The organism is Mesorhizobium sp. M6A.T.Cr.TU.016.01.1.1 (assembly GCF_003952585.1).
GTDB classification, from domain to species: Bacteria; Pseudomonadota; Alphaproteobacteria; order Rhizobiales; family Rhizobiaceae; genus Mesorhizobium; species Mesorhizobium mediterraneum.
The window spans coordinates 6,695,306-6,721,034 of record NZ_CP034452.1 but is presented as its reverse complement, the minus strand read 5'-3'; the positions used below and the strand labels follow the sequence as shown (position 1 = coordinate 6,721,034).

Genomic DNA, 25,729 nt, shown 5'->3' with positions numbered 1-25,729 from the left:
CAACGTAGAGTTTGCGGCTTTTCACATGATCGTCAGTTTGCCGGCGCCGGATTGGCCGGTGCATTGTCGGCCGGTGGCGCGTCGGTCTCGCTGCCATCGAGCGCCGGAGCATCGTCGCCGGTTGCCGGCGCGTCCGCTGCCGGTGCATCCGCCGCCGGTGGCGTCTCGGCGCCGGTCTCGGGTGCCGGCTGGCTAGGATTGAGCCTGTTGAGGATCGCGTTTTCCGGGTCCTCGGGCAGCAGGCTTTCGAGCTTGGCGCCGAGCGATTCGAGCAGCGGCCGCGACTTGGCGTTGGCGACCCAGCCCGGAGCCTTGGGACCGGCCAGCCAGTTGAAGAACAGCAGGGCCACCGCAACGACCAGAATGCCGCGCGCCGCGCCGTAGAGGAAACCGAGCGTGCGGTCGAGCGCGCCGATCCTGGAATCGATGATCCAGTCGGCGAGTTTCATGGTGATGACGGAAACGACGATCAGCGCGATGATGAAGACGATGCCGGCGGCGGCCACCATGGCAATCTTCTCATTGTCGACATAGGGCTGAACGTAAGGCAGAACCGGTTTGTAGAAGAAGAACGCCGCCGCTGCCGCCACTATCCAGGAGATGACGGAGAGGATTTCGCGCGAAAAGCCGCGAACCATGGCGAGCATGGCCGAGACCAAGGTGAAGCCGACGAGAATTCCGTCAAGCAGCGTAATCGGCATGTCTTTTGCCCCACTTCATGAGCCGCGTCATTCTTGCTCGTCGGCGCGGCTGCGCCGTGAGCCGGCTATGCGCGCCACGAGATCGGCAAGCTCGGTGGGCTGGAAAGCGCCGGCCCCTATCCCCCCGGCAAGTTCCTCGCTGCCCAAAGGCAGAACCGCGCTTCCAAAACCCAGCTTTTCGGCTTCCTTCAGGCGCTGCTGCGCATGCGCAACCGGCCTTACGGCGCCCGAAAGGCTGATTTCGCCGAAATAGACGCAATCGGCCGGAAGGGCAAGACCGGTGAGCGAGGAAACCAGTGCGGCCGCCACCGCCAGATCGGCGGCCGGCTCCGAGATACGGTAGCCGCCGGCAACATTGAGATAGACGTCGTGGGTCCCGAAGCGGACCCCGCAATGGGCTTCGAGAACCGCAAGGATCATCGACAGCCGGGCGCCGTCCCAGCCGACGACGGCGCGGCGGGGCGTGCCCAGCGACGACGGCGCCACCAGCGCCTGGATCTCGACCAGCACCGGGCGGGTTCCCTCCATGCCGGCGAAAACCGCGGCGCCCGGCGATTTCGCATGGCGTTCGCCGAGAAAAAGCTCGGACGGATTGGCGACCTCGCGCAGGCCCATATCAGACATTTCGAAGACGCCGATCTCGTCGGTCGGTCCGAAGCGGTTCTTGACCGTGCGCAGGATGCGGTAGTGGTGGCCGCCTTCGCCCTCGAAATAGAGCACGGCGTCGACCATGTGCTCGACGACGCGAGGGCCCGCGATCTGGCCTTCCTTGGTGACATGGCCGACGAGCACGATCGCCGCCCCTGTGGATTTCGCATAGCGGATCATCGCCTGGGCGGCGGCGCGCACCTGGGTGACGGTGCCGGGCGCCGAATCGGCCATGTCGGTCCACAAGGTCTGGATCGAATCCAGAATCACCAGATCCGGCCGCTTGCCGTCGGCGATGGTGGCGAGGATGTCCTCGACATTGGTTTCGGCCGCGAGTTCCACCGGAGTGTCGGCGACGCCTAGCCGCTGCGCGCGCAGCCTGATCTGGGCGACGGCCTCTTCGCCTGAGACATAGACGATGCGGTGGCCCTTTGCCGCGAGTGCCGCGGCCGCCTGGGTGAGTAGCGTCGACTTGCCGATGCCGGGATCGCCGCCGACCAGAAGGGCCGAGCCGCGCACGAAACCGCCGCCGGTGGCGCGGTCGAGTTCGCCGATGCCGGAGACGATGCGCGGCGCATCCTCGATGTCGCCTGACAAAGTCGTGAGCACCACGGCGCGGCCCTTGCGCGCATTGCGGGTGTTGGCCGGACCCGAGCCGATGCCCCCGGACGTGCCTTCCTCGACCAGCGTGTTCCACTCGCCGCAGGCATCGCATTTGCCGGCCCAGCGCTGATGCACCGAACCACAATTCTGGCAGATGAACTGGATGCGCGATTTGGCCAAACTGCTACCTTCCCGCCAATTGGCGAGCGCCGTGATCCTTCGCGCCCCCCTCTGTCCTGCCGGACATCTCCCCCACGAGGGGGGAGATCGGATTGCGCTTCGGATTTCGCCAATTTTCGGCGTTGCAGAAAAGAAGGCTGGCGTAGATGACAGCCAATCTCCCCCCTCGTGGGGGAGATGTCCGGCAGGACAGAGGGGGGCGCCGTAGAGCGCTGCTGTCCCGCATCTTTGGTGCGGCGTCGGTCAAAAGCTACTCAAACCTCTCCGCAATATGATGCTCCTCGGCGAGGTCGGAGAAGCGGGTGAACTCGCCCTGGAAGGCGAGGCTGACCGAGCCGGTCGGTCCATGGCGCTGCTTGGCGACGATGACCTCGGCCTTGCCGCGCATCTCGTTCATCTCGTTTTCCCATTTGATGTATTCGTCTGTGCCGGGCTTCGGCTCGCGGTTCTTCAGATAGTATTCCTCGCGGTAAACGAACATCACCACGTCGGCGTCCTGCTCGATCGAGCCCGATTCGCGCAGATCCGAGAGCTGCGGGCGCTTGTCGTCGCGGCTTTCGACCTGACGCGACAGCTGCGACAGCGCGATGATCGGCACGGCAAGCTCCTTGGCCAGCGCCTTCAGGCCGGTGGTGATTTCGGTGATTTCCTGCACGCGGTTCTGTGAGGATTTGGCGCTCGACCCTTGCATCAGCTGGATATAGTCGATGACGATGACGTCGAGGCCGCGCTGGCGCTTCAGCCGGCGCGCGCGCGCCGACAGCTGCGCGATCGAGATGCCGCCGGTCTGGTCGATGAACAGCGGGATCTTCTGCATGGTCTGCGAGCAGGCGACCAGCTTTTCGAAGTCCATCTCGCTGATCTCGCCGCGGCGGATTTTTGACGACGGGATTTCGGTCTGCTCGGAAATGATGCGGGTGGCGAGCTGTTCCGACGACATTTCGAGCGAGAAGAAGCCGACGACACCGCCATTGGCCGCCTTGAACGAGCCGTCGGCCTGTTGCGCCGGCACATAGGCCTCAGCGATGTTGAAGGCCATGTTGGTGGCGAGCGACGTCTTGCCCATGCCGGGGCGGCCGGCGATGATGATCAGATCGGACGGCTGCAGGCCGCCCATGCGGCGGTCGAGATCGCGCAGGCCCGTGGCGACACCTGACAGATGTCCGTCGCGCATATAGGCGGCGTTGGCCATGTCGACGGCGGTTTTAACCGCGTCGGTGAAGCTCTCGAAGCCGCCATCATAGCGGCCGGTCTCGGCCAGTTCGAACAGGCGCCGTTCGGCATCCTCGATCTGCTCGGACGGCGACATGTCGACCGGGGCATCGTAGGCGATGTTGACCATGTCTTCGCCGACGGTGATCAGCGCGCGCCGCGTGGCGAGATCGTAGATGGCGCGGCCGTAGTCGGCCGCGTTGACGACGGTGACCGCCTCGACAGCCAGCCGCACGACATATTGCGCAACCGTCATGTCGCCGACCTTCTCGTCGGCCGGCAGGAAGGTCTTCAGCGTGATCGGCGTCGCTACCTTGCCCATGCGAATGAGTTCGGCGGCGACCTCGAAGATTTTTCTATGCAGCGGCTCGTAGAAATGGCCGGATTTCAGGAAGTCCGAGACGCGGTAGAAGGCATCGTTGTTGACCAGGATGGCGCCGAGTAGCGCCTGCTCGGCCTCAATGTTGTTCGGCGCCTCCCGATAGAGCGGTGTTTCCGCCACGCCGAATTTTCGCGCTGCTTCTGCCATGATGTCCCCGGTTTCGATCCCGGTCTCTCGATATCAGAATGGGACAAATCCATGCTGACTTATCTGCAACAGTGCCTGTCCAACCGGCTTTGATGCCCACTGTTCACAGGAACGACAAACCGTCCACAGGACAGTATTCCCGCACCCTGATTCCGGTTGACTCGACAAGGTGGCGATTCTACGCGACGCCTTGAACAAATCAAGAACGAAATGCGTCAGAGAAATGCACAGAAGATGCGCCGGAAGTGAAATGAGGCTGCATCTTCATTCGCCTGCCGAATCGCCCCAGTCCAACCGCCGGGCCAGCCTGAAAACATCGCCGTCGCGCTTGGTGAAAAGTCTCTCGCCGGCGTTTCCGTCCTTTTCGCAAAGTTTCAGCAGGACCTTGCCGGAGCCGGGTTTCGGCGGTGCGATCACCCGCGCCTGCGGGGGGTGGACGGCCGGATGGCGGGAGGCGGCGACGTAGATGAATTTCTCGTCCTCCCACGGCACGTCGGCGTCCTTGGCCAGCCGGTGCAGGCGCGAGCGCGCGACACGGCACGAAAAATGGCACCAGTCGGGCGCCGCGAGCGGGCAGGGCGCCTCATGCGGGCAAGGCGCAAGCACATGCGCGCCCGCCTCGATCAGGTGCCGGCGCACGGCAAGGATGCGCTGCCATCCGGCCGGCGTGCCCGGCTCGACGACCAGCAGCGTGTCGTCGGTCAGGTGCCAGAGCCGGTCGATGAGTTTTGGCAGCGATGCCGGCGCGATCTCGTCCAGCACATAGGCGCAGGTGACCAACTCGGCCGGCTTGAGGTCGGCAAGGTCGATGGTGACATCGCCGGCCAGCCAGGCGATCCTGGCCGTCATCGCCTCAGTGGCAAGCGCCTCGCCGATCCGGCGCACCGCGGCGCTCGCCTCGATCAGCACCGCCTGCTCGAGGTCGGGCCAGAGATCGAGCGCGGCCCAAAGCACCGTGCCAGGGCCAGCGCCGACATCGAGCAGGGTTTTCGGCGCATAGTCGGGCCGTGCCTCGCTGACCGCATCAAGGCTGGCACGGACGGCGGCGTAGGTCGCCGGCAGCCGCGTCGCCAGATAGGCCTTGACCGCCATCTCCTCGGCCATGTGCAGGCGGCCGTCGCGCAACTCGGCGCGGTAGCGGTCCGATAGCGTCTTTGCCGCCTGCTTCAATGTCGGCAGCGGCACTTTTTCGAGGAGGCGCTCGACGCCCTGCCGAAGCGGGATAGGCAGTTCCATAGCTCACGCCCCCCGAGGCGCGAGCAGGATGACCGAGGCGCCGACGATGCAGAGCGCGGACCCGGCAATATCCCAACGGTCGGGACGCACGCCTTCCACCAGCCACAACCATCCGAGCGAGGCGGCAATGTAAATGCCGCCATAGGCGGCATAGGCGCGGCCCGCCGCACTGATGTCTACCAGCGCCAGCAGGAATGCGAACAAAGCGAGTGAGGCCAGGCCTGGAGCCAGCCACAGCGGCGACTTTTCAAGCCGCCACCACGCCCACGCCGAAAAGCAGCCGGCGATCTCGGCAAGGGCAGCAACGATATAGATGAGATAGGTCATGAAAAAAGGTCTCGCGGCGATGGCGAGACCTTTTTCAGCGTGCGGGCCGGCAATGGCAAGCGGCAATGGCGAGATCGCCGGAAGTCTATTCCGTATCCGCCACCTTGCGGCGGCGCGCGGGCTTGGCGGCAGGGGCTTTTGGGCGATGCCCCATGTCGCGCATGTCCAGCGCCTTCTCGCATTTGGCCATGTAGTCGCGCGTCATCGGCAAGGTATCGTTCTTCTTGGCAATCTGGATCTGGAAGATCACCAGGTCCTGCCAGCGGAAGGCGGCTTCAGAGGCCGCCAGATAGAACTCCCACATGCGGCAGAAGCGCTCGTCGTAAATCGCCTTGGCCTTGTCGCGATTGGCAGCGAAGCGCTGGCCCCAGTGCTTCAGCGTATCGGCATAATGCAGCCGCAGGATTTCGATGTCGGTGACGACGAGGCCCGACTTCTCGATCGCCGGCATCACCTCCGATAGCGCAGGGATGTAGCCGCCCGGGAAAATATACTTGCGGATGAAGGCGCTGGTTGCCCACGGCACGCCGGAGCGGCCGATCGTGTGCAGTAGCATGACGCCGTCCGGCTTCAAGAGCGTCGCCGATTTGTCGAAGAAGGTGCGGTAGTGGTTGACGCCGACATGCTCGAACATGCCGACCGATACGATGCGGTCGAAGCGCTCGTTGAGCTCGCGATAATCCCTCAATTCGAAATGCACGCGGTTTTCCAGACCTTGCGCATGGGCCCGGTCGGTGGCGACGCCATGCTGTTCGGTCGATAACGTCACACCTTGCACGTCCACGTCGAAGGACTTGGCGAGATAAAGACCGAGCCCGCCCCAGCCGGAACCGATGTCGAGCACGGTTTGGCCGGCCTTCAGCCTGAGCTTGGCGGCAATGTGGCGCTTCTTGGCAGCCTGCGCCTCATCGAGCGTCATATCCGGCTGCTCGAAATAGGCGCAGGAATACTGCATGTCCTCGTCGAGGAAGAGCCTGTACAGCTCGCCCGACAGATCATAGTGGCGCTGCACGTTGCGGCGCGCGCGCGCCGCCGTGTTGATTTGCTGCAGGCGGCGGAAGGCGTGGCGCAGGCCCTCGATCGCTTTCGACCAGGTGGCATCGATGCCGCCGCTACCCATGTTCTGGAAGGCGATGCGCATGACCCCCAGCACGCCGCCCTCGAGTATGTCGAGTTCGCCGTCCATATAGGCTTCCGGTACCGCCAGCATCGGATCGAAGGTAATGGCGCGCTCGGCATGCGTGGTCTTGATGTGCATGTGCACCGGCTCGCCGCTGCCATCGCCGAAAATCACCGACAAGCCCTTCGGTCCGGTGACTTTGAGATTGCCGGTGCGCACCAGGCGGTCGAGAACGCGTTTCAGCAGAATATTCATGACCAAATGTCCCCTCTCGGTCAGACAGCCTGTCCTACTCTGCATCAACATATAGGGTTTCGAAAAGTTCCTGTTGGCACAAAAATGCCCGGGCGAGGCGCCCGGGCATTGGTCCAGAAATAACTGGAAGCCGACGAAATTGTTTAGAGCGCCGCGCTGACGCCCTGTGACGTGCAATCAGCCGTTGTCTTCACCGCCTTCGAACTCGGCATTGGGGTCGAAGAAGTTGTCAGGGCGCGCATTGTCATTGATGTCTTCGCCATAGATGGCTTCGGCGGTGGTCAGCATCTCGCCCTTGGCCTGGCGCTCGGCTTCGTCGGCCGTGCGGGCGATGTTGAGCGTGATGGTGACCTCGACTTCCGGATGCAGCGCGATCGCCACATTGGTAAGACCGATGGTCTTGATCGGCTGGTTGAGCAGGATCTGGTTGCGGTTGACCGAAAAGCCTTCCGCCGTCAGCAACTCGGCGATGTCGCGGGTCGACACCGAGCCGTAGAGCTGGCCGGTTTCGCCGGCCGAACGCACGGCGATGAAGCTCTTGCCGTCGAGCTTTTCCGAAACCTGCGTGGCCTCGGACTTGCGCTCGAGGTTACGGGCTTCGAGCTGAGCGCGCTGGCCTTCGAACTTCTTTTTGTTGGCTTCGTTGGCGCGCAGCGCCTTGCCCTGCGGCAGCAGGAAGTTACGGGCGAATCCGTCCTTGACCTTGACGGTATCGCCCATCTGGCCGAGGCGGGAAACGCGTTCGAGAAGAATGACGTCCATGGTTTTGTTCCTTCGTTTGGGCGCCAAAATCACTGGCATCGACGCCGAATTGTCTGGAACAGGTCAGGAAGCAGAGGGCGTCGCCGCCAATGTCGCTGTCCTGCCTGTCGCGGCAGTTAGAGGTCTTCACCTCAACCCGGGATTTGATGGTAGACCCCTCGGCGCCCGTCGCCGTGGGAAAAAGCGGGCGGCGAACCGCCCGCTGAAAGAGTGTTAGCGAACCACGTAGGGCAGCAGGCCAAGGAAGCGGGCGCGCTTGATCGCCTTGGCGAGTTCGCGCTGCTTCTTCTGGCTGACGGCGGTGATGCGCGACGGCACGATCTTGCCGCGCTCGGAGATGTAGCGCTGCAGAAGACGTACGTCCTTGTAGTCGATCTTGGGCGCGTTGGCGCCGGAGAACGGGCAGGTCTTGCGGCGGCGATGGAACGGGCGCCGGGTCGGGATCTGGTTGATGTCGACCATTATTCTGCACCCCCTTCAACACCTTCGCGCGGACGGCGCGGACCACGGTCTGCACCGGCGTCGCCACCGAAGCTGCGCGGCGGACGATCGCCACGGTCGCCGCGATCGCGGTCGCCGAACGAGCGCGGGCCGCGGTCACGGTCGCCGAAGCCACCGCGTTCCGAGCGCTCTTCGCGCTTCTGCATCATCGCCGACGGGCCTTCCTCATGCGCATCGACCTTGATGGTGAGGAAACGCAGCACATCTTCGGACAGGCCCATCTGGCGCTCCATCTCGTTGAGCGCGGCCGGCGGGCAGGTGATGTCCATCAGCGTATAGTATGCCTTCCGGTTCTTGTTGACCCGGTAGGTGAGGGACTTCAGTCCCCAGTTCTCGACCCGGCCGACGGACCCGCCATTAGCTGAGATGACGCCCTTGTACTGTTCGACAAGCGCATCGACCTGCTGCTGCGAGAGGTCCTGCCGGGCAAGAAACACATGTTCGTAAAGAGCCATATTGTTCTTTTGCCTTTCTTCGTTTCTCTCCCGGTTCCCGGCGGCAAAAGCCTCTGCAACTTCTCTGACCCGCCGATCCCTAAAGGAGGCGGGGAAGAAAGGAGCATGACGAGACGGTCGAGAGCGGAGACACGGGAGGCGGAAGCGCTTCTGGCCCCACACGAAGGTTTTCGAAAAACCTCCGGCCCTCCGTTCAGCCCCCAGCAAGGACCGGCAGATTGCGGGCGTCTATACAGGAATCCGGCTGGATGGCAAGGGCGAGCCGAAAATCCGCCGCTGCAAGGACGACATGTCGCGCGGCAGCTTTAGCTTGTATGCGGGACCAGCTTCTTCACCGTTTCCGGGAAGAAATCGGGCGCTGCGTGGCGCTTGCCGAACATCATGTCGTATTGCAGCAGGCGGAAATCGCGAATGGCCGGGTCGATTTTCTTCTTGCGCGCCCACTCCGGCGTGGCCTCGCCGGCCGGCGTCAACAGCAGATTGCGGTCAACGACACGGTAATGCTCGCGCATCTGGCCGAGGAAGCCGGTGTAATAGGGGTGGCTGATCCCGGCCGTGGTCAGGATATGGTAGGGCAGGAAGGCGGGGCTTACCGCGCCCATTTCCGCGGCCGGCCCGGTGCGGTTCGACCATACGATCAGCGGCGTCTGGTGATGCCGCAGCATCTGGTCAGGCGACTCCTTGCGCGGCGCGACATTGTCCTTGAGGAAGCCGGTTTCGACATAGACCGGACCGAGCGGCGGCAGATGGTCGCCGAAGAAGGCGATGACCGTCGGCCGCTGGCGGTTCTTCGCCCATTCGACAAGGCGCTCGAGGCCCTTGTCGGCGTCGGATGCTCCCTCTGTGAAGCTCAGCAGCGAATCCTTCGCCCATTGGCTGGTCGGCGCCTGCACCTTGTGGGTCGGATTGTAGTAGCGATTCGGCTCATAGGGACCGTGGTTCTGCAGGCTGACGGCGAAGAAGAAGAACGGATCGTCGGTGGCGTCGGCCTCGCGGATGATCTCGTCGGTCATCGCCGCGTCCGAGGCCAGCGGCCCGCGCTTTTCGAGATATGGCAGGTTTTCCTCCGACTTGAAGTCGTCGAAACCGAAATCCGCATAGACCGGCGTGCGGTTCCAGAACCAGCTCGTGCCCGGATGGATGGCGCGCGTCTCATAGCCTTGGCTCTTCAGGAACGTGGCCATCGACGGCACCGGCGCGCGGACATATTGCTGGTAAGGGATGCTGCCGGCCGGCAGGAAGGCATTGGAAAAGCCGGTCAGCGCCTCGAACTCGACATTGGCGGTCATGCCGCCGAATTCGGGCGAGAACATCGAGCCCGAGCGCAGCGTCCGCACATTGGGAATCGGATCGGGCGTGATGGTGACGCCGGGCAACTCGGTCGGATCCCAGAAGGATTCGCTCATGACGATGATGATGTCGGGCTTCTCGGCCGGTACGGAGACCGTCACGTCAGGCCTGTCGATTGCCGCGATCGACTTGTCGGAATAGCCCGCAGGCGCCGAGACGTGGGCCATCGGCACGTTGAGCGCGAAGGCGAGCGCGAAGCCGTTGGAGGCGTAGTTTTCCTTCTGGTCCCACATGATCGGGATGATCTGCAACCGGTCACGCGTCCACGAGAAGGTCGCGTAATCCATGATTGAGACGAAGAAGGCGAGCAGCGGCACTGTCAATGTCAGCCGGGCAAGGCGGCCCTTACGGCTGAGCGCCGGTACCCGGCGGCGCCATAGTCGCCAGCCATAGACGAGCAGCGATAGGCCGCCAACGATGCCGACCGCCATAGCGATGGCGGTCCCCGGGCGTTCGCGCACCAGAAGCGGCATCAGCGCCACGATCTGGCGTGAATACAAGAAATCGGTCGGATAGAGCGGATCGCCGAGATAGAGCGATTTCTGATGGCCGACAAAGGCCAGCGCCAGCGTCAGCGGCGCGACGATCATCAGGCTCTGGTGGCTGCGGCCGAGCACGGCATCGAGACCGATGAGGATCAACGCGAAAATGATGATGGTGGTCCAGCCCGGCTTGAACGGCTGCAGGAAGAAGGCGACGGTGCCGGCAAAGTCGCCGCGCACGATCAGTTCGACCGCAAACACCAGAATGGCGGCAGCGAGCAGGCTGACGAGGCCATAGCGGATAACGGGCCATTTCCGGCCCGGCAGATAGCCGGTGGCCGGATCGCCTTCCAGAAACTGTGGCGCGGCCTTGCCGGCGCCTTTCCTAGTCCTTGCCAACTTACAATTCCCCCGACCATACACAAAAGCGTCATTGAGCTGTCATCGATATGTCACAAAAAGCTAGCGCCTGTGGCTGAAATAAGAAGAGCCAGCAAACGAATCGTGAGCGATTTTCATCATGAGTGATCGACAAAAAGCCTTTTGGAACAGGCACTCGGCCAGCGATGCCGAGCCGGAGCGGCTCGGATTGGGCTGATGGCGGACTTGACTTGCCCGCCTGCCTTGCGTCACAGGCAGGAAAAATCAGCCGCTTGGGAGCCACAGATGGCCGTCGCATTCACCTTTCCGGGACAGGGCAGCCAGGCTGTCGGCATGGGCAAGGACCTCGCCGACGCCTTTCCGGAATCGCGGAAGATCTTCGAAGAGGTCGACGACGCGCTCGGCGAAAACCTGTCGAAGCTGATCTGGAAAGGGCCGGAAGAGACGCTGACGCTGACCGCCAATGCCCAGCCGGCGCTGATGGCTGTGTCGCTTGCCGCAATCCGGGCTATGGAATCGCGCGGCTTCTCGCTGAAGGACAAGGTCGCCTATGTCGCCGGCCATTCGCTCGGCGAGTATTCGGCACTTGCTGCCGCCGGTTTCGTCTCGATCGCCGATGCCGCCCGGCTCTTGCGTATCCGCGGCAATGCCATGCAAGCGGCAGTGCCGGCCGGCGAGGGCGCCATGGCGGCGATCATCGGGCTGGAACAGGCCGATGTCGAAGCCGCCTGCGCTGAAGCGGCCAAAGATTCAGTTTGCCAGATCGCCAACGACAATGGCGGTGGCCAGTTGGTGATCTCCGGCGCCAGGGCGGCGGTTGAACTGGCGGCGAAGCTGTGCACGGAAAAGGGCGCCAAGCGGGCGCTGATGCTGCAAGTTTCTGCGCCTTTCCATTCGGCACTGATGACACCGGCGGCCGAGATCATGCGCGAGGCGCTGGCCGGGGTGACGAAGAACGCGCCGTTCGTGCCTGTAGTCTCCAACGTGTCGGTCACCCCGTCCAGCGATCCCGACGCCATCGCCCGCCGCCTGGTCGAACAGGTGACCGGCCGCGTGCGCTGGCGCGAGACGGTGGAGTGGTTCGGCGCGAATGGCGTTGCGACGCTTTACGAGGTGGGCGCAGGCAAGGTGCTGTCGGGACTGGCTCGGCGCATCAACCGCGATATCGCCACAGGCGCTGTCGGCACGGCGGCGGATGTCGAGGCGGCATTGGCGGCGCTCGCATAACCGGCCACGATTTGACCCCACCCGTGTGAAGGGTGTTCTCTTAGATCAGGAGACAAGACATGTTCGAATTGACTGGCCGCAAGGCGCTCGTCACAGGCGCATCAGGAGGGATAGGCGAGGCGATCGCCCGGGTGCTGCATGCGCAGGGCGCCATCGTTGGCCTGCACGGCACCCGCGTCGAAAAGCTGGAGACGCTGGCCGCCGAGCTCGGCGACCGGGTCAAGCTGTTCCCGGCCAACCTTTCCAACCGCGACGAGGTCAAGGCGCTCGGCCAGAAGGCCGAGGCCGATCTCGAAGGTGTCGACATTCTCGTCAACAACGCCGGCATCACCAAGGACGGGCTGTTCGTGCGCATGGCGGACGCCGACTGGGATAGCGTGATCGAGGTCAATCTGACCGCCGTGTTCCGGCTGACCCGCGAGCTCACCCATCCGATGATGCGGCGCCGGCACGGCCGCATCATCAACATCACCTCGGTGGTCGGCGTCACCGGCAATCCCGGCCAAACCAATTACTGCGCTTCCAAGGCCGGCATGATCGGCTTTTCCAAGTCGCTGGCGCAGGAGATCGCCACCCGCAACATCACCGTCAACTGCGTCGCCCCGGGCTTCATCGAATCGGCGATGACCGACAAGCTCAACGACAAGCAGAAAGAGGCGATCATGGCGGCGATCCCGACACGGCGCATGGGCACCAGCGCCGAAGTCGCTTCCGCCGTCGCCTACCTTGCTTCCAACGAAGCTGCCTATGTCACCGGCCAGACCATCCACGTGAATGGCGGCATGGCGATGATTTGACAGTTGCGGGAAAACCCGCCTTTTCGCCTTGGACCCAGGCCGATTTTCGTGTAATGCGGCCCGCAACCCGGCGGTTCGGGCAAAAACCGGTCCGGTGCCGTTGCGTTTCCGGCAGGACCATCTTTCAGCTTGATTAGCGGCATTCTGCCCGCTAACGAAGACAGACAACCAAAAGACGAGGATGCCCAAATGAGTGACACCGCAGAGCGCGTCAAGAAGATCGTTATCGAGCACCTTGGCGTCGATGCCGATAAGGTGACGGAGCAGGCGAGCTTCATCGATGATCTGGGCGCGGACAGCCTCGACACGGTCGAACTTGTCATGGCGTTCGAAGAAGAGTTCGGCGTCGAAATTCCCGACGATGCGGCCGAAACCATTCTGACTGTTGGCGATGCAGTGAAGTACATCGACAAGGCTTCGGCCTGACGCTATTTGCAGTCATCACCGAGGAGGACCTGCGATGAGGCGTGTCGTCGTCACGGGCCTTGGGCTGCTTTCGCCGTTCGGCATGGGCTTCGAGCATAGCTGGAAGGAGCTTCTGACCGGCCGCAGCGCAGCCAAGCGCATCACCGAGTTCGAGGTGGAGGATCTTGCCTGCAAGGTCGCCCACGTCATTCCGCGCGGCAACGGTGATAACGCCACCTTCAATCCCGAGGCCGTTCTCGAGCCGAAGGAACTGCGCAAGATCGGCGACTTCATCCTTTACGGGATCGCGGCCGCCGACGAGGCGTTGAAGGATTCGGGGTGGACGCCGAAAACGCATGAGGAGCAGTGCGCCACCGGCGTGCTGATCGGCTCCGGCATCGGTGGCATCGAAGGCATCGCCGAGAACGCGATGATCCTGAAGGAGCGCGGACCACGCCGCATCAGCCCGTTCTTCATCCCCGGCCAAATCATCAATCTCGTCTCCGGCCAGGTTTCGATCCGGCATGGGCTGAAAGGCCCCAACCACGCCGTCGTCACCGCTTGCTCCACCGGCGCGCACGCCATCGGCGATGCCGCCCGGCTGATCATGTGGGGCGATGCCGACGTAATGGTCGCAGGCGGTGCCGAAGCGCCGGTGACGCGGCTGTCGATCGCCGGTTTCGCTGCTTGCCGTGCACTGTCCACCGACCGCAACGACGCTCCGGAGACGGCTTCGCGTCCCTATGATCGCGACCGCGACGGCTTCGTCATGGGCGAAGGCGCCGGCGTCGTCATTCTGGAAGAGCTGGAGCACGCCAAGGCGCGCGGCGCCAAGATCTATGCCGAGGTAACCGGTTACGGTCTGACCGGCGATGCCTATCACATCACTGCGCCGGCCGAAGATGGCGACGGCGCCTTTCGCTGCATGGTTGCGGCGCTGAACCGGGCCAAGCTGACGCCCGCAGACGTCGACTACATCAACGCGCACGGCACCTCGACCATGGCCGACACGATCGAGCTCGGCGCCGTCGAACGGCTGGTCGGCAACGCCGCGTCGAAAATATCGATGTCGTCGACCAAGTCGTCGATAGGCCATCTTCTGGGTGCGGCGGGCGCCGCCGAGGCGATCTTTTCGATCCTCGCCATTCGCGACAACATCGCGCCGGCCACCATCAATCTCGACAACCCGGAGCGCGAAACGGCGATCGACCTGGTGCCGCACAAGCCGCGGGCCCGCCAGATCGACGTGGCGCTGTCCAATTCCTTCGGCTTCGGCGGCACCAACGCCTCGCTGGTCTTCCAGCGCTACAATGGCTGACCGGTCTGTCGACCGGCGCGGTCAGCGCGTGTCGTCAATTTTGCCATATTCGCCCCTACTCTGCCCAAGGGGATTCGTTGCAAGATCAAACGGTAGGGCGCCATGAACACAAATCCGGCGGACAACGGGGAATTCGGGCAACGGTCCGCACCGTCGGGTCCGATCGTGCCGAAGACGGCCAGCGAGGCATTACGGCCTGAAGCCGGCACACCGCCGCCCAAGCGCTCGCGCGCTTCGCGCAGCCAGTTCGTCGTGTTCATGAACTTCGTCATCTCCTTGGTGATGCTGTTGGTTCTGGCGGCCGGCTTTGCATTGTATTTCGGCAAGCAGGAATTCAACGAGCCCGGCCCGTCGGCCAATGCCGACACCTTCCTGGTCAAACCGAGCACCGGCGTCCAGGAAATTGCCGAGCAGCTCGAGCGGCGCGGACTGATCAGCGACGCGCGCATCTTCCGCCTTGGCGTGCGTGCCTTTGGCAATGACGCCGCGCTGAAGGCCGGCGAATACGAGATCAAGCCGCAGGCCTCCATGCGCGACATCATGGAGCTGCTGAAGAGCGGCAAGTCGGTGATGTATTCGCTGACCGTCCCCGAGGGGCTAACCGTCGAGCAGGCGCTGCAGCGCATCGCCGATCAGGCAGCGCTCGACGGCGATATGCCTGCGACCATTCCACCCGAGGGCAGCCTTGCTACCGACACGCTGCGTTTCACCCGCGGCGCGACACGCCAGCAGATGGTCGACAAGCTTTTGGCGGATCAGAAGAAGCTGGTCGACGACGTCTGGCAGCGGCGCGCTCCCGATCTGCCTCTGGCCAGTGTCGATGACTTCGTCATCCTGGCTTCGATCGTCGAGAAGGAGACGGGCAAGGGCGACGAACGTTCACGGGTCGCCGCCGTCTTCCTCAATCGGTTAGCCAAGGGCATGCGGCTGCAGTCCGATCCGACCATCATCTACGGCCTGTTCGGCGGCAAGGGCAAACCCGCCGACCGCCCGATCTACCAGTCGGACATCAAGAAGCCGACGCCCTACAACACTTATCTGATCAACGGCCTGCCGCCGACGCCGATCGCCAATCCCGGCCGTGCGGCGCTGGAAGCGGTGGCCAACCCGTCGAAGACCGACGACCTTTATTTCGTCGCCGACGGCACCGGCGGTCACGTCTTTGCTGCAACGCTCGCCGAGCACAACGAGAACGTCGCCCGCTACCGGGCTCTCCAGAAGAAGCTTGCCGATGAAGCCGCCAAGGCCGGCGCTGCCAAGGCCGACGCCGCCAAAGTGGAAGGTCAGACCGATGCGCCGGTGGACGGCGATACGGGAGCGGCGCAGTAGCGCCGGACGGTTCTGGGATCGTCCCTCCGATTCGTTTGACGGCAGGGACGTGCCGATTTTTTAATCCGGAGCGCCTTGCGTCCGATTTGGCGCGAAAAGGCGCTCCAGCATTTTGAAACCGCATGATCTGGCCGGAATCGCTTCCGGGGTCATGCGCCAGGGGGTCGCAAGGGCAACATGAATTTGCAGAGCATGACCGGTTTTGCACGGGCTGTCGCCGAACATGACGGCACGTCGATCGCCTGGGAGGTCAAGTCGGTCAACGGCAAGAGCGTCGAGGTCAGGCTGCGGCTGCCGCAGGGCCTTGAGCGACTGGAGCCGGCCGTCAGACAGACGGTGCAAAAGCGCTTCTCGCGCGGCAATTTCCAAGCAACGCTGACCGTCGGCCGCGCCGCCGGCCAGCAGGCGCAGCCCGTGGTCAACGAGGCCTTCCTGAGGGATCTGGCGGAGTTGGCCAAGCGGCTGCAGGAGCAGTTCGGCGCAGCGCCGGCGACAGCCGACGGGCTGCTTTCGCTACGCGGTGTGCTCGACATCCCCGAAACCACCGAAACCGAAGAGGCGCGGGCGGCACTCGACAGCGCGATTCTCTCGGCGCTCGAAGTGTCGCTGGGCGGGCTGGAGCAGGCACGCCAGGGCGAGGGCGCCGCACTGCGCTCGTTGCTGTCCGGCCATATCGACGCCATCGAGGCGCTGACGCTGCGCGCCGAGGCCGATCCGTCGCGTGAGCCGGCGGTGATCCGCGAACGGATTGCCGAGCAGGTTCGGCTGTTGATGGATGCCTCCGCCAATCTCGACGCCAGCCGGTTGCATATGGAAGCGGCGTTCCTGGCGACCAAGGCCGACATCCGTGAGGAGATCGACCGGCTGAAGACGCATGTGGCGTCCGGCCGGGTTCTGCTGGCAGGCGGCGGCGCCATCGGCCGCAAGCTCGATTTTCTGGCGCAGGAATTCAACCGCGAATCGAATACGCTGTGTTCGAAATCGAATGCCGCTGCGGTCACCGCCATCGGGCTGGAGCTGAAGGCGGTCGTCGACCAGTTTCGCGAACAGGTCCAGAATCTGGAGTAACCCTGATGGTCGCCAAAGAGCCTGTGGTTGCTAAGGATTTGGGTTCCCGCATTCGTCGCCGGGGTCTGATGCTCGTGCTGTCGTCGCCGTCCGGTGCCGGCAAGTCGACGATTGCGCGCAACCTTCTGGAAAGCGATTCCAGCCTCGAACTGTCGGTCTCCGTCACCACGCGGCCGCGCCGCGGCAGCGAGATCGAGGGCGTCCATTATCATTTCCGCACCATGCGTGAGTTCGAGCGGCTGCGCGATTCAGACGAGCTGCTCGAATGGGCCGAAGTGCATGGCAATTGCTATGCGACGCCGCGTGAGCCGGCCGAACTGGCGCTGGCACAGGGCCGCGACATGCTGTTCGACATCGACTGGCAGGGTGCCCAGCAGCTCAAGGAGAAGATGCGCGCCGATATCGTTTCCATCTTCATCCTGCCGCCCTCGATGAAGGAATTGAAGGCGCGACTGAAGCGCCGTGCCGAGGACCAGGAATCGGTGATCGAGACGCGTCTGAAGAACGCCCGCAACGAGATCGAGCACTGGAAGGAATATGATTTCGTCATCATCAACGACGATCTCGATCGTGCCTTCGCCGAAGTGCGCGGCATCGTCATCGCCGAGCGGCTCAGGCGCGACCGCCGGCCCGGCCTGTTCGATTTCGTCTCGGGCCTGCTCGACGAGAAGACGGATTAGGCGCCTTCCTTCTCCCCGTAAACGAGGAGAAGAGCTACACTGCGTTGGTCAACCGCACGAATTCTTCGATATCAAGCGTTTCGGCGCGCCGCGTCGGATCGATGCCGGCGCGCGTGAGCAGGGCTTCGCCGCCGAGGCCCTTGACGCTCTGGCGCAGCATTTTGCGGCGTTGGCCGAAGGCCGCTTCGGTGACGCGGCTGAGCTTCTTGACCTCGGCGGGCAGGGGACTTGCCCGCGGCACCAGATGCACCACCGACGACACCACCTTGGGCGGCGGCGTGAACGCTTGCGGCGGCACGTCGAAAGCGATCTTTGCTTCCGTCCGCCAGCCTGCCAGCACACCCAACCGGCCATAGGCATCGCTGCCGGGGCGGGCGACGATGCGCTCGGCCACCTCGCGCTGGAACATCAGCGTCATCGATGCGTAGAAAGGCGGCCAATCGGCAACGGTCAGCCAGCGCACCAAAAGCTCGGTACCGATGTTGTAGGGCAGGTTGGCGACGATCCTCACAGATCCGTTGCCCCCAAGCGCCCCTTGGGCAAGCGCTGCAAAATCCGTCTTCAGCGCATCGCCGGCAATGATCTCCAAACGGCCCGGATAGTGATCCGACACCTCCGCGAGCGCCGCCAGGCAGCGCTCGTCGCGCTCGATGGCGATGACCCGACCAGCGCCGTGGGAAAGCAGCGCCCGGGTTAGGCCGCCGGGACCCGGACCGACCTCGATCACCGTGGCGTCCGTCAGGTCGCCGGCGGTGCGCGCGATCTTGCCGGTCAGATTGAGGTCGAGCAGGAAATTCTGGCCAAGCGCCTTTTTCGCCTGCAGCCCATGGCGTTCGATCACCGCGCGCAACGGCGGCAGCCTGTCGATGCTCATGCGACCGCTCTCATGCAAAGCCTCATGCGATGGCAGCCTTCGTCCCGGTGTCGGCAAGCCTGCGGGCGAGCCTTAGCGCCGCGATCAGGCTGTCGGCCCGGGCTATGCCCTTGCCGGCGATATCGAAGGCGGTGCCGTGATCCGGGGAGGTGCGGATGAAGGGCAGGCCGAGCGTGACGTTGACCGCCTCGTCGAAAGCCAGCGCCTTGGCCGGGATCAGCGCCTGGTCGTGGTACATGCACAGCGCCACATCGTAGCCGGTTCGGGCGCGGGCATGGAACAGCGTGTCGGCCGGCAGCGGCCCGAAAGCATCGATGCCTTCCGCCCTCAGCCTGTCGATCGCCGGGCGGATGATGTGCTCGTCCTCCGCGCCCATCGCGCCGCCTTCGCCGGCATGCGGATTGAGGCCGGCAATGGCAAGCCGAGGCTTGGCGATGCCGAAACGATGTTCGAGGTCGGCGGCGGTGATGCGGGCGGTCGCAACGATCAAGTCCGTCGTCAGCGCTTTCGGCACCTCGCTCAACGCAATATGGATGGTGACCGGGACCGTGCGCAATTCGGGACCGGCAAGCATCATCACCGGCATTGCTTCGGCGCCGGTGTGGAGCGTCGCCAGATGCGCCAGATACTCGGTATGGCCGGGGAAACGGAAGCCGGCATCGTAGAGCGGCTTCTTGGCGATTGGGCACGTGACGACCGCCGCTGCGCGGCCGCCGAGGCAGTCGTCAACAGCGCGGTCGATTGCCTCGATGATGCCGGCGGCGTTGGCTGTGTCTGGCCGGCCGGGGTCGTCGACGAAGCGGGCGACTAGCGGCACGACGGGCAGGGCGCGTGTAAAGACGCGCGCCGCTTCGGCTGGCATTGTCTCCGTGATTGGCATATTGGCGACGAGCCGGCGCGCCCGTGCGGAAACCAGCGCCGGATCGGCGAGAAGATAGAAGGGCGGCACACCGGCGGTGTCGCGCGCCTGCCAGGCGGCAATGGCGATCTCCGGCCCGATGCCGGACGGATCGCCGACGCTCAACGCCAGCGGAAGCTTTATCTCTGGCACGCCCAGGGTGTCTTAGCGCTCGACGATGCGGGCTTTCTTCCGCAACTCCTCGACGTACTTCTTGGAGAGCTCGTCGGCGTCCTTGCCGGTGGCGCCTTCGCTCTGGAACACCATCTGGGCGGCCTTGTCGTCGGACACTTCGCGTGACGAGCAGATGCCGATGAACTCGACCCCGCGATCCGTCTCGCGCGTGCTGGTGGCACCCCCGACCTTGGTGGCTTTGATCTGGTCGGCCCATTCCGGCGGCAATTGCGGTGCCAGCACCCGGCCGAGATCGCGAACGGTGACGTCGATCAGGCCCTTGGCAAATTCGCGCGAGGTGTTGCAGCCGTTGAAGCGGGCGCGCATGGCGTCAGCCTCGCGCTTGCGCTTGGACAGCGTAGCGCTGCGCTCGGCCGCCGGCACGACGAAGATGACTTGCTGCAGCATGTATTCCATGGCGGTCGGCTTGGCGCCGCCCTTGTCGAGCATGCGCCTGACTGCGTCCTGCTCGCTCATGGCGCCGCCGCCGCTCTCGGAGCGATGGCGCGCGGTCAGCGCCTGATTCCAGGCCATCTGGGAGCGGATGAACTCCTTGAAATGCTCCTTGCCGACGCCGGACTGCGCCATGACGCCATCGAGTTGCTTGAGCTGCATCTTGTTGGTCGTGGCAAAGCGCTGATAGGCGGCGTCGACCTGGGCGTCGCTGATGCGGATGCCGAGACGCTTGGCTTCGGCGACGCGCAGCGTCTGCTCGATCATCTCGTCGGCGGCGTCGCCTTTCTTGCGCTGCAGGCGCAGGAAGGCAGCCCGATGCTGGATGTCGCCGGTGGTGATCGGTACGTTGTTGACGACGTATTTGATCTGGCTGGCGAAAGCCGGCGGCGGCATCATGGTGATCAAGGCCGAGGTCGCCGCCACCAGCAGCGCGAACCCTGCCGAAAAGAGGTATTTCCTCATCGAAAGCATCCCAATTCTATCTCGGTTCCGGCCCAATTCTATCTCATTATGAGGGAGCTGAAACCCGTGCCTGCCCTATGCGGCGAAACGATGTCGTTAGCGCGACGTGCGTCCACTTGGGCGCACAAGGTGCTCTCTAAACACTTTGAATCTACGCATCGTGCTTTCCGAAAATCAATTCCGACTTTCGGGCCGATACGTTGGCCGCCTGTTCCGGCCGTCTGCTGCTGGCCAGCCGTCTGCTACTGGCTAGTGTCTGCTACTGAATGGTGTCGATGGAGCTTTGTGACGAGCCGAAATCGCCGAGCGTGCGGAACGACAAGTTGAAACCGATGTTCTGCGACACTTCCTTGGTTTCCAGGTCGCGGGATTCTGAGAACGTCATCAAATAGGTGAAGCATGAATCACTATAGGCAAAGCCGACCCCGTCCTTGACCAGGACACTTTGCTCCAGATCGTAGGTGCCGGTGCCGAAGACACGCCAGTTCTCGGCAAGTTGCGTCGAGGCGCCGAGCGTGACCTCATGGCGATCGGTCGTGAAGCCATAGAGCGGCTGCGCCTGGATGAAGGCATATTTGGCGCTGAGCGAAATCGGCAGGCCGGAATAGGCTGCTTTCACCTCGGCGCGGCGAACCTCAAGGCTCTGCTCGTCGAAACGGCCGCTGACCGAGCCGGAAACTCCGCTGGGGCTATTAAAGCCGACGAGGCCGACATAGTCGGAGGTCTCGGTCTCAAGACCGGAATCGGCTCCAACATTGACCAGGTCCGGCGAATCGAAGGAGTTGCGACCGCCCAGCTGGTAGGATTGGCCGAACAGCGCGTTGGTGCTCCAGCCATTGTCGTAGGCGCCGGAATAGCGCAGCCCGACATTGGCGCGCGTGCCGCCTTCCATGCGATCGTAGCCGGAGAACTTGTCACGCTCGAACAATGTCGTGGCGTCGAAGACGAAGCTCTGGGCGTCCTCGTTGGGGACAGCGAGGCCACCGACATATTGCTCGTTCGGACGCACGAACACCTGCGCCATCGGCTCGAAGATGTGGCTGGAGCTGGTCGACGAGAACAGCACCGGCCAGCGCATTTCCAGCCCGGCGGTCGCCATGTAGCGGGCGAGTGATGTCCGCATGTCATCGCTGGCATTTATCTCCGGGTTCATCGCCATCTGGTTGATGGCGGTGAGCGAGGCCGAGGACGCATTCACATAACCGACGTCGCCGCGCAGCGCCAGCAGCGGCGTCAGCAGCAGCCCGCCATCGGTGGTGAAGGTGCGCTTCCATTCCGCTTCGGTGGTGAGGCGGCCCGACTGGCCCTCGATGCCGCGGACATTATTGACGGACGCAGCGTTGTTCGGATCGGAAAGGATCCTATCCAGCCTTTCACGGCTGATGGCCTGTGCGTTGACATTGAACGACAATTGCCCGCCGCCCACAGCCATGTCGGGGATGTAGGCGTAGTCGAGCGAGGGCAGCACCCAGGGCTGCTTGCCGGCGCGCGCGGTCGGATCGTCAGGGAGCGTCTTTTCCTGGACCTCGAAGCGCATGGCGCGCACGTCGAAATAGTTGCGGCCGTTGAGGCCTGTCAGGTAGATCGAGGAGTGGTGCACGCTCTCGTTGAAGTCTTCGATGGCGTAGGTGCGCGAGAAGTTCTTGTCGGTCTGCAACAGGACATCCCAGCCGAAGTCCCAGCGCGGATTGATGGCGAACTGACCCTTGGTGCCCATCATGCCGCGGAACTTGTTCGGGTCGCCGGCCGAACCTGAATCGACATTGTTGCCGTGGCTGTCGATGAATTCGTCGGGGTCCTCTTGCCGGATGCCGGCGACCTTCAGGCTGTACTGGCCGTTGTTGAAGCGCTGGCGCCACTCGGCCTCGCCGAGGAAGCCTTGCTTGGTGTAGCCGCTGCCGGTGACGGTGAGGTCGTAGGTTGGTGAGAGCGCGAAATAATACGGGACTTTGACGCCGACGCCGAGCTCGCTCTTGTAGGCAATGCCGGGAATCAGGAAGCCGCTCTTGCGCTTAACGGTAGGGTCGGCAATCTCGAAGGCCGGCAGATAGGCAAGCGGAAAGCCGAAGAACTCGAAATTCGAATTCTCGAAGCGAACCGTCTTCTTCTCGCCGTTCCAAATGATCTTTCTGGCTTTGATGCGCCAGGTCGGCGCTTTGTCTGGTTGGTCCTCGCATGGCTCGCAGGCCGTGTACACGCCGTTGTGGAACGTCGTCAGCACGCCGCCCATGCGTTCCGCGCTTTCGGCGGCGAAATATGCCTTGTCGACGGTTTCGACACGCAGCGCGTTGACGAAGCCGTCAGCGAAATCGTCGGTGATGTCGACATGCTGCGAATAGATCTTGGTGCCGTCGCTGTTGATGACCTCGACATTGCCGCTGGCGACGAGGCGCTTGGTGTTGCGATTGTACTCGACCCGCTGGGCGACAAGGCGGTTGCCGCCATAGTCGATCTGGACGCCGCCGACGGCCGTTACTGTCTGGTTGTCGTTGTCATAGACCAGCGTATCCGCTGCCAGCAGCATTTGCGAGCCGGCGGGGACGTCGGCTGCCATGTCGCTGATATCCTGGGCAGAAGCCGGAATATTCGGGACGACGCAAGCGAGCAGGCATGCCAAGGCGCTCGCTCCATAGAGGCGCGCCAAACCGGCCTGCCTATGGATGCGCAAAACCGCCCCCCTCACTAGCCGTCTTCCTTGTACAGCAAGAAAGTCACCCCGAAGAACATAGCCACGACAACCGGAACCCATGCAGCCACGACTGTGGGTACGAATCCCGCCACGCCGAATGCCTTGACCAGCACCGTCACGACATAAAGCAGAAACCCAGCCAGGACGCCACCCAGAATCATCGTCGCGGATTGTCCCATCCTCGCAAATCGCATCGACACCGTTGCGGCAATCAGCGTCATGGCGACGAGAAGGAACGGCAGCGCCACCAGCGAATCAAACTGCATGGCAAAGGCATTTGCCTTGAGGCCGAAGGAGCGGGCAACCTCGATCTTGCTGGGCAGATCGTAGAAAGGGATGGTTTCCGGGCGCGCCAGCCGCTCTTGCACGAATTCGGGCTTGAGATTGGTCGACACCCGGTCGCTTGCCACCGATTGGATGTTGCCGTCCCGGAAAACCTTGACGTCCTGCAGTTCCCAGTAGCCATCGCGCAAAAAGGCGTGCGCCGCGTCCTTGCGTTCGACGATGTCGCCTTGCGGGCTGAGGACGAAGAAGACGGCATCGGCCATCTCGAGGCCCTGATTGAGAATGGCGCGCGCGCCGATGATGGTATCGCCGGTACTGGTTTTCTGCCGGATCCAGGGCTCGGCGTCGGCCGACACGGCGTTCGACTTGCCGGAGCGGAGCTGGGTTTCGATCTTTTCGGACCAGGAAAACGCATGCGCGGCGATCGGATTGATGACGCCGACCGACAACACGCCGAACAGCAGCGCCCCGATGCAGCACGGCAGCAGGAATTGCCATGCGGATACGCCGGCGGAACGCGCGATGACCAGTTCATATCTGCGATTGAGCGAGACCAGCGTCGCCATCGCCGAGAATAGCCCGACGAACGGCACCGTCTGCAGCATGATCATCGGCATCCTCAGCGCTGAAATGGCGAACGCCGTCCCGTAGGTGAAGCCCGGCAAGCCGGTCGTGCGACCGGAAAGCTCGGTGAAGTCGATCAGGAACACGAGCGCCAACAGGCCGATGAAGAACCAGATGGTGATCGTCACGTAGCGGAAGAAGAAGTATCTACCCAGGGTCCAGCCCATTAGCGTGTCCAGCCCATTAGCCGGCCCCTTGGCCAGAAGCGCCACGCCTGGCGAAGCGAAGCTTGATGGCGCTCCAGCCGTCACTGAAGCGACCGGCGAAATTCGTCATCCAGTCGGCCCAGGCGACCGGCAGCTCCATGGTCCGGTTGGAGACTATGAACCATGTCGCGACCGCGGACGCCACGATAGGAACGCCGTAGACCATATAGGCATATTGCGGAACGTTGTCGGCTTTACCGGCGGCAAAGAAACCAAGCCAACGTACGAAAAGCGCAATCGCGATGGCCGTGATCAGCGGATGGATGCGCGCCTCGCGATGGGATCGCGCATCTCCCGCGACCGCAAGCGCGATCAGCGCGAAGACAAGTGAATAGGACCATTCGGAAAAACGCTGGTTGAGCTCGGCCAGATACCTGTTCGGCTTTTTTTGGAACGCCTTGTCGTTCGGACTGGGATTGAGCAGGTATTGGGTCGTCCGGTCCTTCGGCAAAAGCAACACGTCCGATGAGGCCGACATGAAGGCGGACAGGTCGAAGGCATAGGAGGTGAATCGGATGACCGAAAGATCGCCGGTCAGCGTTTCGCGATGGATGACGCCGTCGTTCATCATCAGCACCTTCTCGTCGCCGCTTTCGATGATGGCTCCGGTCTTGGCGTAGTAGATAAGGTTAACGCCTTCTTCGCGCGAATCGGCGACGAAGATGCCGCCGAGGCGGTTGTCCGGAAGCCGCTCGCCAATCTGCAGGAACAGGCCGTCGTCGATCTTGCGAAAGGTGCCTTCCTGGATGATCAGCGACAACAGATCGGCACGCGACGACGCCACCAGCTGGCGGTTTTTCTGGCGTGCATAAGGGTCGACGCCGTTGTCGACGGCGAACGACAAGACGCTGGCCGCCAGCGCCAGCAGCATGATCGGCCTGACGATGGTCCAGCGCGAGGCGCCCGCGGCGTTCAAGACGGCAAGCTCAGAATCGGAATTCATCGCGCTCAGCGTCTGAGCGACGGCGACCACCAGGGCGAAAGGCACGACAATCGGGATGATCGACGGAATGATCAGCGCAGCGACCTCGAAGAAGGTCAGCGCCGACTGGCCGCTGTCGGTGACGAGATCGATGCGGGCGAGCACCTGCGTCGTCCACACGATCGCCAGCGTCCAAATAAGCGCTGCCAGGAACACCGCCAGCGCGCGACGCATGATGTAGCGTTCAACGACCTTCATAGAGGCTTTTCTCGATTTTGCCGAACGGCATCATGCCTCCAGACAAAGTAGTCGTCCGGCGACGCCTGCACAACCGGTCCCGTTTGGCGGTTCGATCTGGTTTCCCGTCCCACATCGTTATTCCCGGTGGCCGGAGTGTCGGCGGCAATGGATAAGAAAGGGCGAACATCGATGGTTAACAAGAGGTTGCGGCAGGAAAGCGGGGCCGTGCCGCGACGAATCGCCGTCGATTCCATCCGCCATATGGGATCTGATTCCGGCAAAGTCTTGCCAAATGCCGGAAAACGACCAAATGTCGCGCCGATCACGGTCATG

At 63.2% G+C, this 25,729-nt stretch carries 24 protein-coding genes; 7 read left to right on the top strand and 17 right to left on the bottom strand.

Annotated features, from left to right (window positions below):
* Positions 1–32 precede the first annotated feature (32 nt).
* From EJ075_RS32655 to EJ075_RS32605, 10 genes are all read right to left on the bottom strand, one after another.
* On the bottom strand, positions 33–701 hold the full coding sequence (locus EJ075_RS32655) for a CvpA family protein (protein WP_095483186.1): 669 nt from the start codon (positions 699–701) through the stop codon (positions 33–35).
* A 27-nt stretch (positions 702–728) separates the two neighbouring features.
* Positions 729–2,132 (bottom strand): DNA repair protein RadA, encoded by a 1,404-nt coding sequence (radA, locus tag EJ075_RS32650; protein WP_126107142.1) that lies wholly within the window; start codon positions 2,130–2,132, stop codon positions 729–731.
* Between the two features lie 250 nt (positions 2,133–2,382).
* Positions 2,383–3,873, bottom strand: a complete 1,491-nt coding sequence (locus EJ075_RS32640; RefSeq protein WP_095483188.1) for a replicative DNA helicase — start codon at positions 3,871–3,873, stop codon at positions 2,383–2,385.
* A gap of 264 nt (positions 3,874–4,137) precedes the next feature.
* Entirely contained in the window at positions 4,138–5,109 is a 972-nt protein-coding gene (locus EJ075_RS32635) for a small ribosomal subunit Rsm22 family protein (protein ID WP_126107141.1), read from the bottom strand.
* 3 nt (positions 5,110–5,112) lie between these two features.
* Positions 5,113–5,436 (bottom strand): YnfA family protein, encoded by a 324-nt coding sequence (locus tag EJ075_RS32630; RefSeq protein WP_095483296.1) that lies wholly within the window; start codon positions 5,434–5,436, stop codon positions 5,113–5,115.
* Positions 5,437–5,521: 85 nt separating this feature from the next.
* Positions 5,522–6,811, bottom strand: a complete 1,290-nt coding sequence (locus EJ075_RS32625; protein ID WP_126107140.1) for a cyclopropane-fatty-acyl-phospholipid synthase family protein — start codon at positions 6,809–6,811, stop codon at positions 5,522–5,524.
* A 177-nt stretch (positions 6,812–6,988) separates the two neighbouring features.
* On the bottom strand, positions 6,989–7,573 hold the full coding sequence (gene rplI, locus EJ075_RS32620) for a 50S ribosomal protein L9 (RefSeq protein WP_095483191.1): 585 nt from the start codon (positions 7,571–7,573) through the stop codon (positions 6,989–6,991).
* A 213-nt stretch (positions 7,574–7,786) separates the two neighbouring features.
* Entirely contained in the window at positions 7,787–8,035 is a 249-nt protein-coding gene (gene rpsR, locus EJ075_RS32615) for a 30S ribosomal protein S18 (RefSeq protein ID WP_006203718.1), read from the bottom strand.
* The gene (gene rpsF / locus EJ075_RS32610; RefSeq protein ID WP_029354402.1) at positions 8,035–8,529 is read right to left on the bottom strand and encodes a 30S ribosomal protein S6; all 495 of its coding nucleotides are present in this window, start codon (positions 8,527–8,529) and stop codon (positions 8,035–8,037) included. Before rpsF ends, rpsR begins: the two co-directional genes overlap by 1 nt.
* A 305-nt stretch (positions 8,530–8,834) precedes the next feature.
* Complete coding sequence (locus tag EJ075_RS32605; protein ID WP_126107139.1) at positions 8,835–10,760, bottom strand: LTA synthase family protein; 1,926 nt, start codon at positions 10,758–10,760, stop codon at positions 8,835–8,837.
* Between the two features lie 267 nt (positions 10,761–11,027).
* On the opposite strand from EJ075_RS32605, the gene fabD reads away from it, so the two are divergent.
* From fabD to gmk, 7 genes are all read left to right on the top strand, one after another.
* The gene (gene fabD / locus EJ075_RS32600; RefSeq protein WP_126107138.1) at positions 11,028–11,969 is read left to right on the top strand and encodes an ACP S-malonyltransferase; all 942 of its coding nucleotides are present in this window, start codon (positions 11,028–11,030) and stop codon (positions 11,967–11,969) included.
* A gap of 59 nt (positions 11,970–12,028) precedes the next feature.
* Entirely contained in the window at positions 12,029–12,766 is a 738-nt protein-coding gene (gene fabG, locus EJ075_RS32595) for a 3-oxoacyl-[acyl-carrier-protein] reductase (protein WP_095483194.1), read from the top strand.
* A gap of 189 nt (positions 12,767–12,955) precedes the next feature.
* Complete coding sequence (locus EJ075_RS32590; RefSeq protein WP_006203723.1) at positions 12,956–13,192, top strand: acyl carrier protein; 237 nt, start codon at positions 12,956–12,958, stop codon at positions 13,190–13,192.
* 34 nt (positions 13,193–13,226) lie between these two features.
* Entirely contained in the window at positions 13,227–14,489 is a 1,263-nt protein-coding gene (gene fabF / locus EJ075_RS32585; RefSeq protein WP_126107137.1) for a beta-ketoacyl-ACP synthase II, read from the top strand.
* A gap of 102 nt (positions 14,490–14,591) precedes the next feature.
* Entirely contained in the window at positions 14,592–15,818 is a 1,227-nt protein-coding gene (mltG, locus tag EJ075_RS32580) for an endolytic transglycosylase MltG (RefSeq protein WP_126107136.1), read from the top strand.
* 177 nt (positions 15,819–15,995) lie between these two features.
* Entirely contained in the window at positions 15,996–16,886 is an 891-nt protein-coding gene (locus EJ075_RS32575) for a YicC/YloC family endoribonuclease (RefSeq protein WP_126107135.1), read from the top strand.
* A 5-nt stretch (positions 16,887–16,891) separates the two neighbouring features.
* Entirely contained in the window at positions 16,892–17,566 is a 675-nt protein-coding gene (gmk, locus tag EJ075_RS32570) for a guanylate kinase (protein ID WP_164547246.1), read from the top strand.
* 34 nt (positions 17,567–17,600) lie between these two features.
* Here the strand turns inward: gmk and rsmA are convergent, their stop codons facing one another.
* The 7 genes from rsmA to EJ075_RS32535 all read right to left on the bottom strand — a co-directional run bounded on the left by rsmA (position 17,601) and on the right by EJ075_RS32535 (position 25,728).
* Positions 17,601–18,440, bottom strand: coding sequence for a 16S rRNA (adenine(1518)-N(6)/adenine(1519)-N(6))-dimethyltransferase RsmA (rsmA, locus tag EJ075_RS32565; RefSeq protein ID WP_126107134.1), 840 nt, complete (start codon positions 18,438–18,440; stop codon positions 17,601–17,603).
* Between the two features lie 22 nt (positions 18,441–18,462).
* The gene (gene pdxA / locus EJ075_RS32560; RefSeq protein ID WP_126107133.1) at positions 18,463–19,491 is read right to left on the bottom strand and encodes a 4-hydroxythreonine-4-phosphate dehydrogenase PdxA; all 1,029 of its coding nucleotides are present in this window, start codon (positions 19,489–19,491) and stop codon (positions 18,463–18,465) included.
* A gap of 12 nt (positions 19,492–19,503) precedes the next feature.
* Entirely contained in the window at positions 19,504–20,439 is a 936-nt protein-coding gene (locus tag EJ075_RS32555) for a peptidylprolyl isomerase (RefSeq protein ID WP_164547245.1), read from the bottom strand.
* Between the two features lie 250 nt (positions 20,440–20,689).
* The gene (locus EJ075_RS32550; protein WP_164547244.1) at positions 20,690–23,113 is read right to left on the bottom strand and encodes an LPS-assembly protein LptD; all 2,424 of its coding nucleotides are present in this window, start codon (positions 23,111–23,113) and stop codon (positions 20,690–20,692) included.
* A complete protein-coding gene (lptG, locus tag EJ075_RS32545) occupies positions 23,113–24,195 on the bottom strand; it encodes an LPS export ABC transporter permease LptG (protein ID WP_126107130.1) in 1,083 nt (360 codons plus the stop codon). The genes EJ075_RS32550 and lptG overlap by 1 nt, the downstream gene beginning before the upstream one ends.
* 16 nt (positions 24,196–24,211) lie before the next feature.
* Positions 24,212–25,414 carry an LPS export ABC transporter permease LptF gene (lptF, locus tag EJ075_RS32540; protein WP_126107129.1) on the bottom strand — a complete coding sequence of 401 codons (1,203 nt, stop codon included), beginning with the start codon at positions 25,412–25,414 and terminating at the stop codon, positions 24,212–24,214.
* A complete protein-coding gene (locus EJ075_RS32535) occupies positions 25,411–25,728 on the bottom strand; it encodes a hypothetical protein (RefSeq protein ID WP_126107128.1) in 318 nt (105 codons plus the stop codon). Before EJ075_RS32535 ends, lptF begins: the two co-directional genes overlap by 4 nt.
* Position 25,729: the final 1 nt, after the last annotated feature.